Here is a 15,356-nt window from a genome sequence, read left to right as displayed (position 1 = left end):
AGACAGGCGGGACGATCATGAACCAGAAAACCCGGATCATTACCGTCGCCAACCAGAAGGGCGGCGTCGGCAAGACGACGACGGCGATCAACCTTGCAACTGCGCTCGCCGCCATCGGTGAAAAGGTTCTGATCGTTGATCTCGATCCGCAGGGCAATGCGTCCACCGGGCTCGGCATCGAGCGCGATCAGCGCGAAATTTCGGCCTATGATGTGCTCATCGGCGAGAAGACGGTCGCGGAGGCCGCGGTGCATACGGCCGTTCCCAATCTCGATATCGTTCCCTCGACGCTCGATCTGCTCGGTTTCGAGCTCGAGATCGCCAGTGATCCCCGCCGCGTGTTCAAGCTGCGCGATGCGCTGTCGCACAGCGATATCAGCAATTACCGCTATGTGTTCTGCGATTGCCCGCCATCGTTCAATCTGTTGACGATGAACGCCATGGGCGCGGCCAACGCCATTCTCGTGCCCTTGCAGTGTGAGTTCTTCGCGCTGGAGGGGCTCAGCCAGTTGCTCGACACCGTCTCGGAGGTGCGCAGCACCATTAATCCGAAGCTGGAAATCCAGGGCGTGGTGCTGACCATGTATGACAGCCGCAACAATCTAGCTCAGCAGGTGGTCAGCGATGTGCGAGACTATATGGGCGACAAGGTCTACAAGACGCTGATTCCGCGCAACGTCCGGGTCTCGGAGGCGCCATCCTTTGGTAAGCCGGTTATCCTTTACGACCTCAAATGCCAGGGCAGCCAGGCCTATATCCAGTTGGCCTCGGAAATTATTCAGCGCGAACGGGCGTTGGCAGCGGCGTGACGCGACAAACATGGTGAATGCGATGAGTGATGACAATTCCAAACGGCGTCTCGGCCGCGGTCTGGCCGCCTTGATCGGCGATATCGAGAAGCCCGTCGAAGCCGAGGCTCCGATCACGGCCGATCGGCGTATTCCGATTGAGTTCATCAGCCGCAATCCGCGTAACCCGCGCCGTCATTTCGAGGAGGCGGATCTGCGCGATCTCGCGGCTTCCGTTCGCCAGCATGGCATTGTCCAGCCGGTCGTCGTGCGCACCATTGACACCCAGCGCTACGAAATCATCGCCGGCGAGCGCCGCTGGCGTGCGGCCCAGCTTGCCGGTCTTGCCGATGTGCCGGCGCTGATCCGTGATGTTGACGATCGTACAGCGCTGGAAATCGCGATTGTCGAGAATGTCCAGCGCGCCGATCTCAATCCGCTGGAAGAAGCCAATGGCTATGATCTGCTGATCGCCGAACATGGCTATACCCAGAACGACCTCGGCGACATTATCGGCAAGAGCCGCAGCCATGTCGCCAATAGTCTGCGGCTGCTGAAATTGCCCGAGGGGGTTCAGACCATGCTGGCCGAAGGCGCTTTGTCGGCCGGCCACGCCCGCGCCCTTATCTCCACGCCGGACCCGGTAAGCCTCGCCCGCACCATCGTCGAGCGCGGCCTGTCGGTGCGCGATGCCGAGAAGCTGGCGCAGAAAGCAATAGAAGGCGGCGGCAGTTCATCGTCGCGTGCGCCGCGTCAAAAGGATGCCGATACGCTGGCGCTGGAGCAGACGCTCTCCGACCGGCTAGGGTTGGCGGTTGCCATCGACCATAAATCCAATGGCGGCCAGATCCGTATTTCCTACAAGACGTTGGATCAGCTGGATGACCTGTGCCGCAGGCTCGACCGCACGCTAAATTGATATGATTCAATTTTTATAAATAATTTCAAAAGTTTACAAGAAATCACTCGCGTATCCTCTGGGACATCGTCATCCCGAACTTGAGCCAGGGTCCAGGGAGTTGCGGCGATTCCGTGGCCACAGATACGGTTTTGATGTGCCCTCGCGGATTGCGCCGGATCAAGGCCGGAGTGATGGCGGCGAAAGGGGAATTGCCGCCATTGAGATGACGTGTGTCAGGGTACGACAGACGCCACTTTTCGCCGCCGGTTCAAACGTCAGCTACGGGTCGCTGCCCGGTTTGATCGCAGCGATAGAGAAAGCAGCGTCTGCATCGCAATGCTCTCCTCTAGCTCGGGGTATTGCCGCGTCTTCAGCACGGTGTCGGCCAGCAGCCTGAGTGCTCGTGCTGTCGCGGCGCTGTTCCACGAGGCCAATGCGCGCTCAAAGATCGGCTTGCGCTTGAAAAAGATATGGCGCCCATGGGTTTGCATCACCTGGCTTGCCGGCAGGCGCTTGCTTTCCATCTCGGCGCGCATCTGGTCGAGCAGGTGAAACTGCCGGATACAGCCGTTCAGGATCAGGAAAATCGGCGTTTTCGATTGCGCCGTCTTGGCCATGGCATGGCGCAACGCCGCCATATCGCCGGACAGCACGGCGTCGACCGCATCATCGGCCGAGATCGCGCTGGCATCGCCGATCACCGCGGCGACGTGTTCCTCGGTGATCACATCCAGGCCGCGGCCATAAAGCACGAGCTTGTCGATCTCGTTGCGGGTTGCCAGCCGGTCGCCGCCAATCAGCGACAACAGCAATTGCCGCGCGGGTGGAGTCATGCGCAGCGAGGCATCGGATAAAGCCTGATCGATCAATGCGTTAAGCGCGCGGGCGTCGTCGGCATAGCAGGGTATGGCCGCGATGGAGCGGCCACTTTCCGCTGCCTTGCGCATCGCCGTGCCCTTTCGCAGCTCGCCGGCCTCGATGATCAGCGAGGTGCTTTCGGGCGGGCTCTCGGCCAGCATTTTCAGCACATCGGCGAGCGCCTTGTCATTGCCGCCGGCGCGCACCCAGACGAGCCGCTCCCCGCCGAACAGGCCGATCGCGCCCATCTCGTCCATGATCCGCCCGGCATCGACATCGCCGCTGTCGAGTTTCATCACCGCGAAGGCGTCATCCAGTGGAACGCCAGTGCCCTTCGCGATCAGCGCGGCGCGCTCGCTGACAAGGCCGCGATCCGGTCCGTAGATCAGAAAAACCCGGTATTTGCGGGCATCCTGCCGGAGGAAGCCGTCAAACTGGTGGGATTTTATCTCGGTCATCGGCGCCGTGATCTATTGCGGGGCAGGAGCGGGTGGCAGAACCTCCGGGGGCTCCTTGTTGAGCGCGATGGCGAGATCGGCATTGATGATCTCGGCCACTTCCTTGGAGGCGCGCTGCTCGGCATCGCGGATGGCGCGCAGGCGCGCGAATTCCTGCGAGGGGAAGTCGACAAGCGCAATCGCCTTGCGTCGGCCCGAGGCCAGAAGCTTGCTGTCGGAGCGGCGGCGCAGGGAATAATCGGCCGTCACGATTGTGCGTCCGGCGCTGGCGGTATCGGAGGAATCGTCGACCAGAACTTCGGACGTCACGGCGAAGGCCGAGACATTGACGTCGTATTTCGGATCGGCGCTCTCGCCGAGTCCGCCGGCGGTTATGAAGATCAGGTCGTTCAGCACATATTGCGCTACCGGCGTGGTCGGCGTGTTGAAGGCGAGCTGGTGCATCTTGGCGTTCAGCGCCGTGCCCTCCGCGCCGCCGTAAAGCGGGCGGACCTGGCAGGCGGAAAGCGCCATCAGCGCGGCAAGGGCCGCTGCCGGCAAAGCGGTGCGGAAGAGACGGTCAGACAACAACATTCACGATCCTTTGCGGCACGACGATCACTTTCTTCGGCGTTTTGCCTTCCAGCGCGCGCGCCACCGCTTCCAGTTCCATCACCGCCGCCTTGATGCTGTCCTGATCGGCGTCGCGGGCAACAGTCAGTTCGCCGCGCTTCTTGCCGTTCACTTGCACCGGCAGGGTAATCTCGTTATCGGCCGTCAGCCCGGCATCGAAGGCCGGCCAGGCGGCCATGGCGATCATACCCTCACCGCCGAGCGCCTTCCAGCATTCTTCCGCCAGATGCGGCATCATCGGCGCGAAGCAATGGGTCAGAAACAGGCTTGCCTCCTTCAACGCGCCGAGCATTTGCGCATCCGCCTTGCCTTCGGCCGCTTCCGTCAGCGGCGCTGCCAGCACGTTGACCAGCTCGTAGATCCGCGCGATCGCCTTGTTGAAGGCCAGCGTCTCAATGTCGGCGGCAACGGCTTTCAGCGTCTTGTGGGCCGCGCGGGAAACCTCCAGCGCCTTGCCGTCCGCGCCGGCTTTCGCCTCGACGCTGGAGAGGGCAGGAGCCGCCTCGGAAACCAGCCGCCAGATGCGCTGCACGAAGCGGAACGTGCCCTGCACGCCGGCCTCGGTCCAGACCACGTCGCGGTCCGGCGGGCTGTCGGACAGCACGAAGAAGCGGGCGGTATCGGCGCCGTAGGTGGCGAGAATGTCGTCGGGATCGATGACGTTCTTCTTCGACTTCGACATCTTCTCGATCGAGCCGATCGTCACTTCCGCGCCGGTTTCCAGCAGATAGGCCTTGCGGGTGCCGTCCGTCTCCTCAATCCGCACATCGGTCGGCGAAACCCAGCTTCCCGACGTGCCGCTGCCGCCGAGACGATAGGTCTCGTGGACCACCATGCCTTGCGTGAACAGGCCCTTGAACGGCTCATCGTGGTTCACGTGGCCGGTCGCCTTCATGGCGCGGGTGAAGAACCGCGAATAGAGCAGGTGCAGGATCGCGTGCTCGATGCCGCCGATATACTGGTCGACAGGGAGCCAGCGGTCGGCCACGGCCGGGTCCGTTGGCGCGTCCTCATGCGGCGCGGTGAACCGGGTATAGTACCAGCTCGAATCCACGAATGTGTCCATCGTATCGGTCTCGCGCCGCGCCGCCTTGCCGCAGCACGGGCAGGGCACCTGCCGCCAGGCATTGTGGCGGTCGAGCGGGTTGCCGGGCTTTTCAAAGTCGATGTCGTCGGGCAGCTGCACCGGCAGATCGGACTTCGGCACGGGCACCACGCCGCAATCCTCGCAATGGATCACCGGGATCGGGCAGCCCCAGTAGCGCTGGCGGGAAATGCCCCAGTCGCGCAGGCGGAAATTGACCTTGCGTTCACCGCGCGGTGCGCCGCGCACGGTCTCGGCCTCCAGCTTTTGCGCAATCGCTTCAAAGGCTTCCGTCGTGCTCATGCTGTCAAGGAAGCGCGAATTGATCATCACGCCGTCATCGGTATAGGCCTCGTCGGTGATCTCGAAAGTCGCCGCATCGCCATCCTTCGGCATCACGATCGGCGTCACCGGCAGGTCATATTTACGGGCGAAGTCCAGATCGCGCTGGTCGCCGGCCGGGCAGCCGAAGATCGCGCCCGTGCCGTAATCCATCAGCACGAAATTCGCGACATAGACCGGCAGTTCCCAGCTTTCGTCGAAGGGATGGCGCACGGTGATGCCGGTGTCGATGCCCTTCTTCTCGGCGGTCTCGAGTGCTGCCACCGATGTGCCGGCGCGCCGCGTTTCCTCACAGAAGGCGGCGACCTTGTCGTCGCGTTTCGCCGCTTCCTTCGCCAGCGGATGATCGGCGGAAATCGCCAGGAAGGAGGCGCCGAAGATCGTGTCAGGGCGCGTGGTGTAGACGGTGATATCGTCCATGCCGCCGGCATTGCCGCTGGCGATGTCCCAGCGCACCATCATGCCCTCGGAGCGGCCGATCCAGTTCTTCTGCATCAGCCGGACCTTTTCCGGCCAGTGGTCCAGCGTGTCGAGCGCGTCCAGCAGTTCCTGGGCGTAATCGGTGATCTTGAAGAACCACTGCGTCAGCTCGCGTTGTTCGACAAGCGCGCCGGAGCGCCAGCCGCGGCCCTCGATCACCTGTTCATTGGCGAGCACGGTCATGTCGACCGGGTCCCAGTTCACCTTGGATTCTCGGCGGTAGACCAGGCCCTTTTCCAGCATGTCCAGGAACAGATGCTGCTGGCGCTGGTAATATTCGACATCGCAGGTCGCGAACTCCCGGGTCCAGTCCAGCGACAGGCCCATGGATTTCAACTGGTTGCGCATGGTCGCGATGTTTTCGTAGGTCCAGTCCTTGGGGTGAACCTTGTTCTGCATCGCGGCGTTTTCGGCTGGCATGCCGAAGGCGTCCCAGCCCATCGGGTGCAGCACGTTGAAGCCGCGCGCCCGTTTGTAGCGGGCCACCACATCGCCCATGGCGTAGTTGCGGACATGGCCGATATGAATGCGCCCCGAAGGATAGGGAAACATTTCGAGCACGTAATAGGTCTCGCGCGGGTCGGCATTGTCGGTGACGAAGACGTTCTCGTCATTCCACCGGCTCTGCCACTCGGGTTCGACTTTACGCGGGTTGTAACGTTCGGATGCCATGTCGGATTTGCTCGGTTCTTTTTCTTGGGGATTTTGGCGGTGAGCTTCACCATGAAAGCGCTTCAGCGTCAAGCAAAACGGCCCGGAAACGGGCCTTCCGCCGTTGCCTCGTCGCCGGCCTTTGCAATATGGTGACGCCGCAATGGCAATGTGAGGTGTGACGACATGGGTGTGCGCGAGAATCTGGAAGAGGTGCTTGGCCGGATAAAGGCCGCCGAACACGAGGCCGAGCGCACGGGCGTCACCCTCGTCGCCGTCTCCAAGACCCATGACGCCGATGCCATCCGTCCCGCGATTGCGGCCGGCCAGCGGGTGTTCGGCGAAAACCGGGTTCAGGAAGCGCAGAAGAAATGGCCGGCGCTGAAGCAAGAGACGCCGGATCTCGAACTCCATCTCATCGGACCGCTGCAATCCAACAAGGCCGAAGACGCGGTCAAGCTGTTCGACGTGATCGAGACCGTCGACCGTGAGAAGATTGCCCGCGCGTTGGCCAAGGAAATCGCAAAACAGGGCAGGGCGCCGCGCCTCTATGTCCAGGTCAATACCGGCAACGAGCCGCAAAAGGCCGGCATCGACCCGCGCGAGACCGAAGCCTTCCTCGCGCTCTGCCGCGACGAGCTCGGCCTCACGATCGAGGGCCTGATGTGCATCCCGCCGGCAGGCGAGAATCCCGGGCCGCATTTCGCGCTGCTGCACGATCTTGCAACTGAAAACAGTGTTCCGAAGCTCTCCATGGGCATGTCCGGTGATTACGAGATCGCCATTGCCTTCGGCGCCACCAGCGTGCGCGTGGGCTCCGCAATCTTCGGCGAGCGGGATTATTCGAACTGACGAGCTGTCAGCCGCGCTTGCGATAAACCCGGCCGCCGCCCTTCTTGCGGCCGGTGTCCTCCACGTCGGGAAATTTTCCCTTGCGCACGGCGTTCAGGAATTCCCGCCCGATCTTCACCTTGTCGCCGATATAAAGCCGATCCCAGCCCTCGCCATAAAGCGTTGGAAAGTGAAACTCGCCGGGCTCGAGCCCCAGCAACCGGTCTTTGATGTCTTCTTCGTCAAGCATGATATTTCCACAGCATGGGTCGGATGGGTTCGAAACAGCGATCCCGGCATCAGTTCTCGTAGAACACGAAAGCATCCGCGACTGAGGGGCTGACGCCTTCGATACCGCCGCTCCAGATGTCGCGCTTGGTTTGCAGGAAGGCCTCGGCATACGAAAGCTTGTCATCGACGACATAGGTGTAAAATCGCGTCATGATCGATGCGGTCTGCCTGTCCGGGATGATATCGAGCGTGATCAGCGCCCGGCTGGCGCCCGCGCGCGCCAGCGCCATCGGCAGGCCACGCACGGCATCAATCGGCGTTTCCGCGCCAAGGCCGGTCTCGCAGGCCGACAGCACCACAAGCCGGGTGTCGAGGAGATCCCAGTCGAGGATTTCCTGCGCATAGGCGATATTGTCGTAAGAATCGGAAATATCACCGGAATAAACCGGTTCTGAGAGTTCGATACCGGCATTGAACAGGCTGTAGGGGCGGGCGTCATTGTCCGTGAAGAAGCCATGGGTTGCAAGGTGCAGAATGTTGCTTTGCCGGGCCGCCGCCGCAATTGCAAGCTCTGTCGCGCCATCGCCTGTAAACGTGGTGACGCGGGCGCCGCCTTGTTCGGCAAGCCCGCCGATATCCTTGACTTCGCGCCGGCTGCCGGCGAGATAGTTTTCGCTCTCCTCGACGCCTTCATCGTAAAACAGGCCGCCGGCAAGCGTTACCGTGTCGCCGGCCTCAAGGCCCGCATGGCGGTCGCGGTCGAGATAGGCATCGCGCCGCGACAGAAGATAGACATCCGCCGCTTCGCCAAGGCGCGGACCATCAACTGTTGCCCTGAGCCCCGTTAAATCGGACTGGTAGAGGAAGCCATCGGACACCAGGAACAGCCGCTTTGCCGAGAGCGTGGAAAGCCATTCGGCAAGCTCTTCCAGAATCACGGCGTTTTGGACCGTTCCGGCGAAGGCGGCGGCGGCCGGATAGGAGCCTAAAAGATGAACGGCAATCGGGGCGTCATTGCGGTAGACCACACCATAGATCGATTTCATCAGCGGATAGCCGGATAGGTCACGGGCTTCCCAGCGATCGATCACGATAAAGTCGACCAGCACGTCGCCAGGCTTTACCGCAAAGTTGGTCACGTCCGGCACCTCGACGCGGTCGCGCACGAAGGCGGCTTGCGGGAGCCCGGCACCAATAAGCCGTGCATTCAGCGTTCGCTGCTCTGCGGCCAAATCCCTGTTCATCGCGGCGATCGCCTCCGTGACGGGCGCCGAGCGTACATATTCAAGGAACCGTCCGGTATTGCGGCGATAGCGGCGGACGGCTTCCTTAAGGTTGGCGTTGCCGGTTTCGGCAACGGCTTCGGAAAGGGCAATATCGGCCGGCCTCTCGAACGTCTTCCATAGATTGGCGGCTTCCGCGAAGGTCGGCGCGAAATCCTCATCGGCCACGGCCTGTTCGGCCAGAAGGGCGAGCAGGGAATCAGCCATATGACGACTGGCGACGGCAGTCGAATAGCTGCCGCTCATGCTCTGCTCGCGCACCCAGTTGAACATGTCCGCATTGAGCGCGCGCAAGCTTGCCGCCGCCGGCCGGCCGGTCATCATCTCTGCGGCGGCAAGCTCCAGACGCGCGTTGTACCGAGCCGGCGTTTCCGGCGCCAACGCGTCTTCGGTCCAGCGGTCGAAGGCGGCGATCATGCCGTAGGCGCGCTCGTAATCCCTTGCCCGGATTGCGCTGCCGGCCAGAAGGTTTTCGATGCCGTAGATCAGTTCGTAAGGCGCATTCGCTTTGATGGCCGCCGCAAGGTCCGGCGCATCGAAGGGCCGGCCGGCGGCATCGTCAAGGCGGGCATCGAGATATTGTTGGAAGAGGGCGAGTTTTTCGGGGGTATAGGTCAGCACCGAAGGATCAGGAGCGGCCGCGATCATCGCCTCCAGCGATTGCGCGGCCTTCTCCCATTTCAGTTCGCCCATCAGGTCGAGGGTGTGATTGTACCAGGACGTGTAGGTTGCCGGATAACCGGAGTCGAGATGGTTCCGCCGCCAGGTAAGCGCCTCCCGGTCAAGCGCCTCGGCTTCGCCATAGCGCAGCAGCGCCCGTTTCACGGCGGCGGCATTGTTGATCAGCCGGTAGTAGTCATCGCCGTTATCCGTTCCACCGGTCTTTGCCGTCTCGATTGCCAGTCCGGCCATAACGTCGGCAGCGCCGGTCTTACCTGCGGCCAGCGCCGTTTGCGCCATGCCGTCATAGGCGTCGCGAACCTCGCGCGAATGCTCGCCGTACTGGATGGCCAATTCCTGCAGCGCCCGGTTATGCCGCGAGAGCGCCTTTTCGAACAGGCCGCGGTCGCGCAGCACTAGGGCGTAATTGTGCCAGAAGAAACTGCGTGCCGGCGTTGCCGTGCGGTTCAAAAGCTCGGTGTCGTCGCAGCCATCGTAGAACTGATAGGACAGGTCCTTGAAGCCGAACCAGAGAAAGCTATCGGCAGCGGTGACGCAAAGCCCCGCGAGGTCTTCGCCGTTGCCCATCGAAACAGCCTCGTTGCGCGACGCGACCAGCCGCGCGAAGGCTTCCTCGCCGCGCGCCGCGCCGAGATAGCCGTAGCCGAGGTTGATCGCCATCGACAGTCCGTCATTCGGATCCCGCAGGCGTTCTGCGATAAATGAGTCGCCGATCGCCGCAATCCGGTCCTGACGTTCGGGATCGCCGATGCGTCCTGCGGATTCCGAAAGGTCGACGATTAGCTCGGCGCCTTCGGCTGGCGGCAGGATCGGAAGCAGATGATCGAGCGCGTCATCGTCAATTTCGGCAATGTCGTTGAAACGGCCCTCGCGGATAAGCTCCACAATGCGCGTCACGACGGCGCTTGCGGCGTCCGGATCATCGCTTGAGACGGCTTGCGCGAGCGCCTGCCCGAGCGCGCTATCGGCGGCGGAGGCGACGCCTGGCGCAAGCGTAAAGGCAATCAGTGAAACGGAAAGAAGGCGAAGAAGGGCATTGCAGCATCGTGTGTCGGGCATGGGCGTTTCCGCTTGCAGGCGCGCCGCTTTGCAGACGCGGCGCGGGCAGACGAGATCAAGGTATGGCACCTTGACGATGCCAAACCTGTATGTTCGTAAAATGTAACATCAAATAACAGGATCCCGCAAAACCCTTGAGCCGTCTCGCACTGCCGGCCCGACGACAGAGCGTCAGAGGCGACCTGTTCGGCCCCGTCGCCTCTCATACTTAAGGATCGGCTCAGACCAGCGCGCCCAATGTTTCACGTGAAAACGTGGAGAGCGTTTCGGTTTCGCCGCCTTCGATCTTCTTGACCCAAGCCGGATCGGCGATCAGGGCGCGGCCGACGGCGATCAGGTCGAACTCGTCACGTTCCATGCGGCGAACCAGCCTGTCGAGATCGGGCGTTTTGGCATTGACCTCCGCGCCGCCGAACCAGCCGAGGAAATCGGCGCCGTTGAGGCCGACCGAGCCGACCGAAATGGTCGGAACGCCGGTGAGCTTCTTGGCCCAGCCCGCGAAATTCAAGCCTTCCTCGCCGTCGATCTCCGGAAACTCCGGTTCCCAGAAGCGACGCTGCGAGCAATGCAGCATATCCGCGCCGGCATCCACCAGCGGCTGCAGCCACTCAGTCATCTCGTCCGGCGTGGTGGCGATGCGGGCATTGTAATCCTGCTGCTTCCACTGGCTGAGCCGGATGATCACCGGCATGTCATCGGAAATCGCCGCGCGCACGGCCTTGACCACTTCCGCGCCGAAACGGGCGCGCTCGGTGATGGTCTCGCCGCCCCAGCGGTCGTCGCGCAGGTTCAGGCCCTGCCAGAAGAACTGGTCGATCAGATAGCCATGCGCGCCGTGGATCTCGACGACGTCGAAGCCGAGCCGCTCCGCATCCGCCGCGGCCTTGCCGAAGGCGGCGATCGTATCGGCGATGTCTTCCTCGCTCATGGCGTGGCCGCGCTTCTCGCCGGGCTTGACGAAGCCGGACGGGCTTTCGGTCTCGTCCGGGTTCGGCGGATAATCGGCGGAGGCGATGGTGTTGGCGACATGCCAGATCTGCGGGCCCATCTTGCCGCCGGCGGCATGCACGGTGTCGATCACGTTTTTCCAGCCGGCGAGCGATTTCTCGCCGTGGAAATCCGGAATGCCGGGAAGGTTCTTGGAGTTGGGCCGGTCGATGACCGTGCCTTCGGAGAGGATCAGGCCGACATCGCCCTCGGCGCGGCGGCGGTAGTAATCGGCGACGTTCTGGCCGGGCACGCCTTCCGGCGAAAAGCCGCGCGTCATCGGCGCCATCACGATCCGGTTCTTCAATTCGAGCGATTTGAGTTTGAAGGGCCGGAACAGGGCCTCATTGGCGGAGTGTGACATTTCGGGTTTCCTTTGCAGCCTTGGGAGGACTTGTGGCGACATAGGTATAAATTATGGACTTAGTGTCAATAAGGCATTATCATTTGCCTAGGTATAGATGAGGTGACCCCGTGACGCATGATCCGTCCCACTGCCCGAAATTTCAGGTGGATTGCATCAACCGGAAGATACTCGACCAGATTTCCGGCAAATGGTCGATCATGGTTCTGACCATGCTCGGCTACGGCCCGCACCGGTTCAACGCGATCAAGAAGCAGCTCGAGGGCATCAGCCAGAAAGCGCTGACCGACACGCTGCGCAAGCTTGAGCGCAATGGCGTGGTCAATCGCAAGGTGCTGCCCACGTCGCCCGTTGGCGTCGAATATGAGTTGACGGCGCTCGGTCAGTCGCTGCGCGCCCATGTCATCGCGCTCTACACCTGGACCGAGGAAAACGGCGACGAAATTACCCGCGCCCAGGCCGCATTTGATGAGCGCGCCGCCTGAACGACCAGTCTCCGACAACCGCCTGACAGCAAAAGGGGGCTCGCGCCCCCTCGATCGTTCCGCAATAATGTGGCCCGAGACGCAACCGCCTTAGCGGTCGTCGTCGTCGTTCTCGTCGTCATCCTTGACCGAATTGCCGAGCGAGGCGAAGCGGGAGAACACTTCGTCGGCGGACATGCCCTTGTCGTTGTCCGTACCGAGATTTTCAGTGTCCTGAGCCGAAGCGAGCGTCGCATTGTCCATCTCGTCGGCAGAGGGCAGGGGCCGGTCCTTGGCGGACTTGCTGACTTCGAGGTCGAGATCGATCTGGCTGCAAAGCCCAAGCGTCACCGGGTCCATCGGTACGAGATTGGCCGCGTTCCAGTGGGTGCGGTTGCGGATCTGCTCGATCGTCGACTTGGTGGTGCCGACAAGGCGGGAGATCTGCGCGTCCTTCAGTTCCGGATGGTTGCGCACCAGCCACAGGATCGCGTTCGGGCGGTCCTGGCGCTTGGAGACCGGCGTGTAGCGCGGGCCCTTGCGCTTGGATTCCGGCACCCGCACCTTGGGTTCGGAAAGCTTCAGCTTGTGGTTCGGGTTCTTTTCCGCGCGCTCGATCTCGTCGCGGGAAAGCTGGCCGGTGGAGATCGGGTCGAGACCCTTGATGCCCTGCGCGGATTCGCCGTCGGCGATCGCCTTTACTTCCAGCGGATGCAGAGCGCACAATTCGGCGATCTGGTCGAACGACAAGGCCGTGTTGTCCACGAGCCATACGGCAGTCGCCTTGGGCATGAGCAGCTTTTGCGCCATTGGATATAGTCCTTCTATCGTCCGCGCCGGTGTCGCGGTCCGTGGGTCTTTGCCACTATTTCCGGGAAAACATGGGGCTCCATATAAAGCCAAAGCCAGCCGAATGCAATTCGCGAGACGACAATTGACCAATGTCTTATTGAACTCGCAAAATCAGGCTGTATGAATGGGAATCAATGGAGGAGCCCGGTTTTTTGAGCCTTTCCGCCTTTCTTTGAAACGCGAAAACGCTCCATCTATTGATTGTGTCGCAATTCCGCCCGGTTAAGCGGTTCTCGTGGAATTGCCGTTAGGAGGAAACGATGTCGCCAAAAACCTATCCCGTGCCGAAATCGGCAAGCGCGCGCGCAAAGATCGACGCTGCGAAATATGACAAATGGTACAAGGAAAGCGTGGAGGAGCCGGAAATCTTCTGGGACCGTCACGGCCGCCGGATCGACTGGTTCAAGCCCTATACCAAGGTCAAGAACACATCCTTCAAGGGCAGAGTCTCGATCAAGTGGTTCGAGGATGGCCAGACCAACGTCTCCTACAACTGTATCGATCGCCACCTGAAGACCCGCGGCGAGGAGACCGCGATCATCTGGGAAGGCGACAACCCCTATATCGACAAGAAGATCACCTATAACCAGCTTTACGATCAGGTCTGCCGCATGGCGAACGTGATGAAGAAGCACGGCGTCAAGAAGGGCGACCGGGTGACGATCTACATGCCGATGGTGCCGGAAGCGGCCTATGCGATGCTTGCCTGCGCGCGCATCGGCGCGATCCACTCCGTGGTGTTCGCCGGCTTCTCGCCGGAGGCGCTGGCAGGCCGCATCGTCGATTGCGAGAGCACCTTCGTCATCACCTGCGACCAGGGCGTGCGCGGCGGCAAGCCGATCCAGCTCAAGGAAAATGTCGATCTCGCCATCGATATCGCCGCCAAGCAGTATGTCATGGTCAATCATGTACTCTGTATCCGCCGCACCGGCGGCAAGGTCGGCTGGGCGCGCGGCCGCGACCTCTGGCATCACGAGGAGATCAAGACCGTCAAGGGCGACTGCCCGCCGGTGAAGATGAAGGCGGAGGACCCGCTGTTCATCCTCTATACCTCGGGCTCCACCGGCAAGCCCAAGGGCGTGCTGCACACCACCGGCGGCTATCTCGTCTGGACCTCGATGACGCACGAATATGTGTTCGACTATCGCGAGGGCGAGATTTTCTGGTGCGCGGCCGATGTCGGCTGGGTCACCGGCCATTCCTACATCGTCTATGGCCCGCTCGCCAACGGCGCGACCACGCTGATGTTCGAGGGCGTGCCGACCTTCCCGGATGCCGGGCGGTTCTGGGAAGTGGTCGACAAGCACCAGGTCAACATCCTCTATACCGCGCCGACCGCGATCCGCGCGCTGATGGGCGCCGGCGACGAGCTGGTGACGAAGTCGTCGCGGCAAAGCCTGCGCCTGCTCGGCTCGGTCGGCGAGCCGATCAACCCGGAAGCCTGGGAATGGTATTACCGCGTCGTCGGCGAGGAGCGCTGCCCGATCGTCGATACCTGGTGGCAGACCGAGACCGGCGGCATGATGATCACGCCGTTCCCGGGTGCGACCGACCTGAAGCCGGGTTCGGCGACGACGCCGTTCTTCGGCGTCCAGCCGCAGCTTGTCGACAATGAGGGCCAGGTGCTGGAAGGAACGGCCGACGGCAATCTCTGCATCATCGATAGCTGGCCGGGGCAGGCGCGCTCGGTCTATGGCGATCACAACCGCTTCATCCAGACCTATTTCTCCACCTACAAGGGCAAGTATTTCACCGGCGACGGCTGCCGGCGCGACGAGGACGGCTATTACTGGATCACCGGTCGCGTCGACGACGTGCTCAACGTCTCCGGCCACCGGCTCGGTACGGCGGAAATCGAAAGCGCGCTGGTCTCGCATCACTACGTCTCGGAAGCCGCCGTGGTCGGCTATCCGCATCCGGTCAAGGGGCAGGGTATCTACTGCTATGTCAGCCTGATGAGCGACCACGAGGGCGACGAGGCGTTGCGCCAGGAACTGATCAAATGGGTCCGCGCCGAAATCGGCCCGATCGCCACACCCGACAAGATCCAGTTCGCCCCCGGCCTGCCCAAGACCCGCTCCGGCAAGATCATGCGCCGCATCCTGCGCAAGATCGCCGAGGACGATTTCGGCGCGCTCGGCGACACCTCGACGCTGGCCGATCCCGGCGTGGTCGACGATCTGATCGAGAACCGCCAGAACAAGTCGAAGGCGGCGTGATCGAACGAAAGGGAACCGGCCCAGTGCCGGTTCCCTGATTCTCGAGGCGGGGAGGAAAGGGCATGGTTCGGCTGTTTCTTGCAATTCTGTTGCTGCTGCCGGCGGCGACGGTATTTGCGGATGACCTGAAGCCGGGATGGAGCGTTCAGTTTCATCAGGACACATTCGACAGAACCGTCATGCCGCTGGCGATCGTCTCGTAGGTGGGCGA

Annotated in this window: 13 protein-coding genes; 6 read left to right on the top strand and 7 right to left on the bottom strand. The window is 62.0% G+C overall.

The features are described 5' to 3' along the window. Positions 1 to 14 precede the first annotated feature (14 nt). Both K7H91_RS21030 and K7H91_RS21025 read left to right on the top strand, forming a co-directional pair. A complete protein-coding gene (locus K7H91_RS21030; RefSeq protein WP_419197509.1) occupies positions 15 to 809 on the top strand; it encodes a ParA family protein in 795 nt (264 codons plus the stop codon). A 22-nt stretch (positions 810 to 831) separates the two neighbouring features. Then, positions 832 to 1,707 (top strand): ParB/RepB/Spo0J family partition protein, encoded by an 876-nt coding sequence (locus tag K7H91_RS21025; protein WP_230722163.1) that lies wholly within the window; start codon positions 832 to 834, stop codon positions 1,705 to 1,707. Positions 1,708 to 1,964: 257 nt separating this feature from the next. Here the strand turns inward: K7H91_RS21025 and holA are convergent, their stop codons facing one another. Genes holA through leuS form a run of 3 tightly spaced genes read right to left on the bottom strand, consistent with a single transcriptional unit; the run spans position 1,965 to position 6,195 of the window. After that, a complete protein-coding gene (holA, locus tag K7H91_RS21020) occupies positions 1,965 to 3,005 on the bottom strand; it encodes a DNA polymerase III subunit delta (RefSeq protein WP_230722162.1) in 1,041 nt (346 codons plus the stop codon). Positions 3,006 to 3,017: 12 nt separating this feature from the next. Beyond that, on the bottom strand, positions 3,018 to 3,578 hold the full coding sequence (locus K7H91_RS21015) for a hypothetical protein (protein ID WP_230722161.1): 561 nt from the start codon (positions 3,576 to 3,578) through the stop codon (positions 3,018 to 3,020). Next, positions 3,565 to 6,195 carry a leucine--tRNA ligase gene (gene leuS, locus K7H91_RS21010; RefSeq protein WP_230722160.1) on the bottom strand — a complete coding sequence of 877 codons (2,631 nt, stop codon included), beginning with the start codon at positions 6,193 to 6,195 and terminating at the stop codon, positions 3,565 to 3,567. The genes K7H91_RS21015 and leuS overlap by 14 nt, the downstream gene beginning before the upstream one ends. Before the next feature lie 165 nt (positions 6,196 to 6,360). Here leuS and K7H91_RS21005 point away from each other — a divergent pair, with 165 nt between their 5' ends. Continuing rightward, positions 6,361 to 7,026, top strand: coding sequence for a YggS family pyridoxal phosphate-dependent enzyme (locus K7H91_RS21005; protein WP_230722159.1), 666 nt, complete (start codon positions 6,361 to 6,363; stop codon positions 7,024 to 7,026). Positions 7,027 to 7,033: 7 nt separating this feature from the next. Here the strand turns inward: K7H91_RS21005 and K7H91_RS21000 are convergent, their stop codons facing one another. The 3 genes from K7H91_RS21000 to K7H91_RS20990 form a co-directional block, all read right to left on the bottom strand. Then, a complete protein-coding gene (locus K7H91_RS21000; RefSeq protein ID WP_230722158.1) occupies positions 7,034 to 7,255 on the bottom strand; it encodes a DUF1413 domain-containing protein in 222 nt (73 codons plus the stop codon). Between the two features lie 49 nt (positions 7,256 to 7,304). Continuing rightward, the gene (locus K7H91_RS20995; RefSeq protein WP_230722157.1) at positions 7,305 to 10,259 is read right to left on the bottom strand and encodes a CHAT domain-containing protein; all 2,955 of its coding nucleotides are present in this window, start codon (positions 10,257 to 10,259) and stop codon (positions 7,305 to 7,307) included. A gap of 220 nt (positions 10,260 to 10,479) precedes the next feature. Next, positions 10,480 to 11,610, bottom strand: a complete 1,131-nt coding sequence (locus K7H91_RS20990) for an NADH:flavin oxidoreductase (RefSeq protein WP_230722156.1) — start codon at positions 11,608 to 11,610, stop codon at positions 10,480 to 10,482. A gap of 110 nt (positions 11,611 to 11,720) precedes the next feature. On the opposite strand from K7H91_RS20990, the gene K7H91_RS20985 reads away from it, so the two are divergent. After that, on the top strand, positions 11,721 to 12,095 hold the full coding sequence (locus K7H91_RS20985; RefSeq protein ID WP_330166030.1) for a helix-turn-helix domain-containing protein: 375 nt from the start codon (positions 11,721 to 11,723) through the stop codon (positions 12,093 to 12,095). A gap of 90 nt (positions 12,096 to 12,185) precedes the next feature. On the opposite strand, the gene K7H91_RS20980 is transcribed toward K7H91_RS20985, so the two are convergent. Next, positions 12,186 to 12,884, bottom strand: a complete 699-nt coding sequence (locus K7H91_RS20980; RefSeq protein ID WP_018065389.1) for a DUF1013 domain-containing protein — start codon at positions 12,882 to 12,884, stop codon at positions 12,186 to 12,188. Positions 12,885 to 13,186: 302 nt separating this feature from the next. On the opposite strand from K7H91_RS20980, the gene acs reads away from it, so the two are divergent. Together acs and K7H91_RS20970 are read left to right on the top strand one after the other, a co-directional pair. Next, positions 13,187 to 15,145, top strand: coding sequence for an acetate--CoA ligase (acs, locus tag K7H91_RS20975; RefSeq protein ID WP_230722155.1), 1,959 nt, complete (start codon positions 13,187 to 13,189; stop codon positions 15,143 to 15,145). A gap of 62 nt (positions 15,146 to 15,207) precedes the next feature. Next, positions 15,208 to 15,348, top strand: a complete 141-nt coding sequence (locus tag K7H91_RS20970) for a hypothetical protein (protein ID WP_230722154.1) — start codon at positions 15,208 to 15,210, stop codon at positions 15,346 to 15,348. The last annotated feature ends 8 nt before the right edge of the window (positions 15,349 to 15,356 follow it).

It is taken from the genome of Martelella mediterranea (genome assembly GCF_021021415.1).
GTDB classification, from domain to species: domain Bacteria; phylum Pseudomonadota; class Alphaproteobacteria; order Rhizobiales; family Rhizobiaceae; genus Martelella; species Martelella mediterranea_C.
The sequence above is the reverse complement of the archived record's forward strand: the minus strand, read 5'-3'. Positions and strand labels throughout refer to the sequence as shown.

Excerpts from the sequence above, each read along its gene's own strand:
- acs (WP_230722155.1), top strand. The coding sequence starts at position 13,187 with ATGTCGCCAAAAACCTATCCCGTGCCGAAATCGGCAAGCGCGCGCGCA.
- K7H91_RS21005 (WP_230722159.1), top strand. The coding sequence starts at position 6,361 with ATGGGTGTGCGCGAGAATCTGGAAGAGGTGCTTGGCCGGATAAAGGCC.
- K7H91_RS20980 (WP_018065389.1), bottom strand. The coding sequence starts at position 12,884 with ATGGCGCAAAAGCTGCTCATGCCCAAGGCGACTGCCGTATGGCTCGTG.
- leuS (WP_230722160.1), bottom strand. The coding sequence starts at position 6,195 with ATGGCATCCGAACGTTACAACCCGCGTAAAGTCGAACCCGAGTGGCAG.
- holA (WP_230722162.1), bottom strand. The coding sequence starts at position 3,005 with ATGACCGAGATAAAATCCCACCAGTTTGACGGCTTCCTCCGGCAGGAT.
- K7H91_RS21000 (WP_230722158.1), bottom strand. The coding sequence starts at position 7,255 with ATGCTTGACGAAGAAGACATCAAAGACCGGTTGCTGGGGCTCGAGCCC.
- K7H91_RS20990 (WP_230722156.1), bottom strand. The coding sequence starts at position 11,610 with ATGTCACACTCCGCCAATGAGGCCCTGTTCCGGCCCTTCAAACTCAAA.
- K7H91_RS20995 (WP_230722157.1), bottom strand. The coding sequence starts at position 10,259 with ATGCCCGACACACGATGCTGCAATGCCCTTCTTCGCCTTCTTTCCGTT.
- K7H91_RS20970 (WP_230722154.1), top strand. The coding sequence starts at position 15,208 with ATGGTTCGGCTGTTTCTTGCAATTCTGTTGCTGCTGCCGGCGGCGACG.
- K7H91_RS21025 (WP_230722163.1), top strand. The coding sequence starts at position 832 with ATGAGTGATGACAATTCCAAACGGCGTCTCGGCCGCGGTCTGGCCGCC.
- K7H91_RS21015 (WP_230722161.1), bottom strand. The coding sequence starts at position 3,578 with ATGTTGTTGTCTGACCGTCTCTTCCGCACCGCTTTGCCGGCAGCGGCC.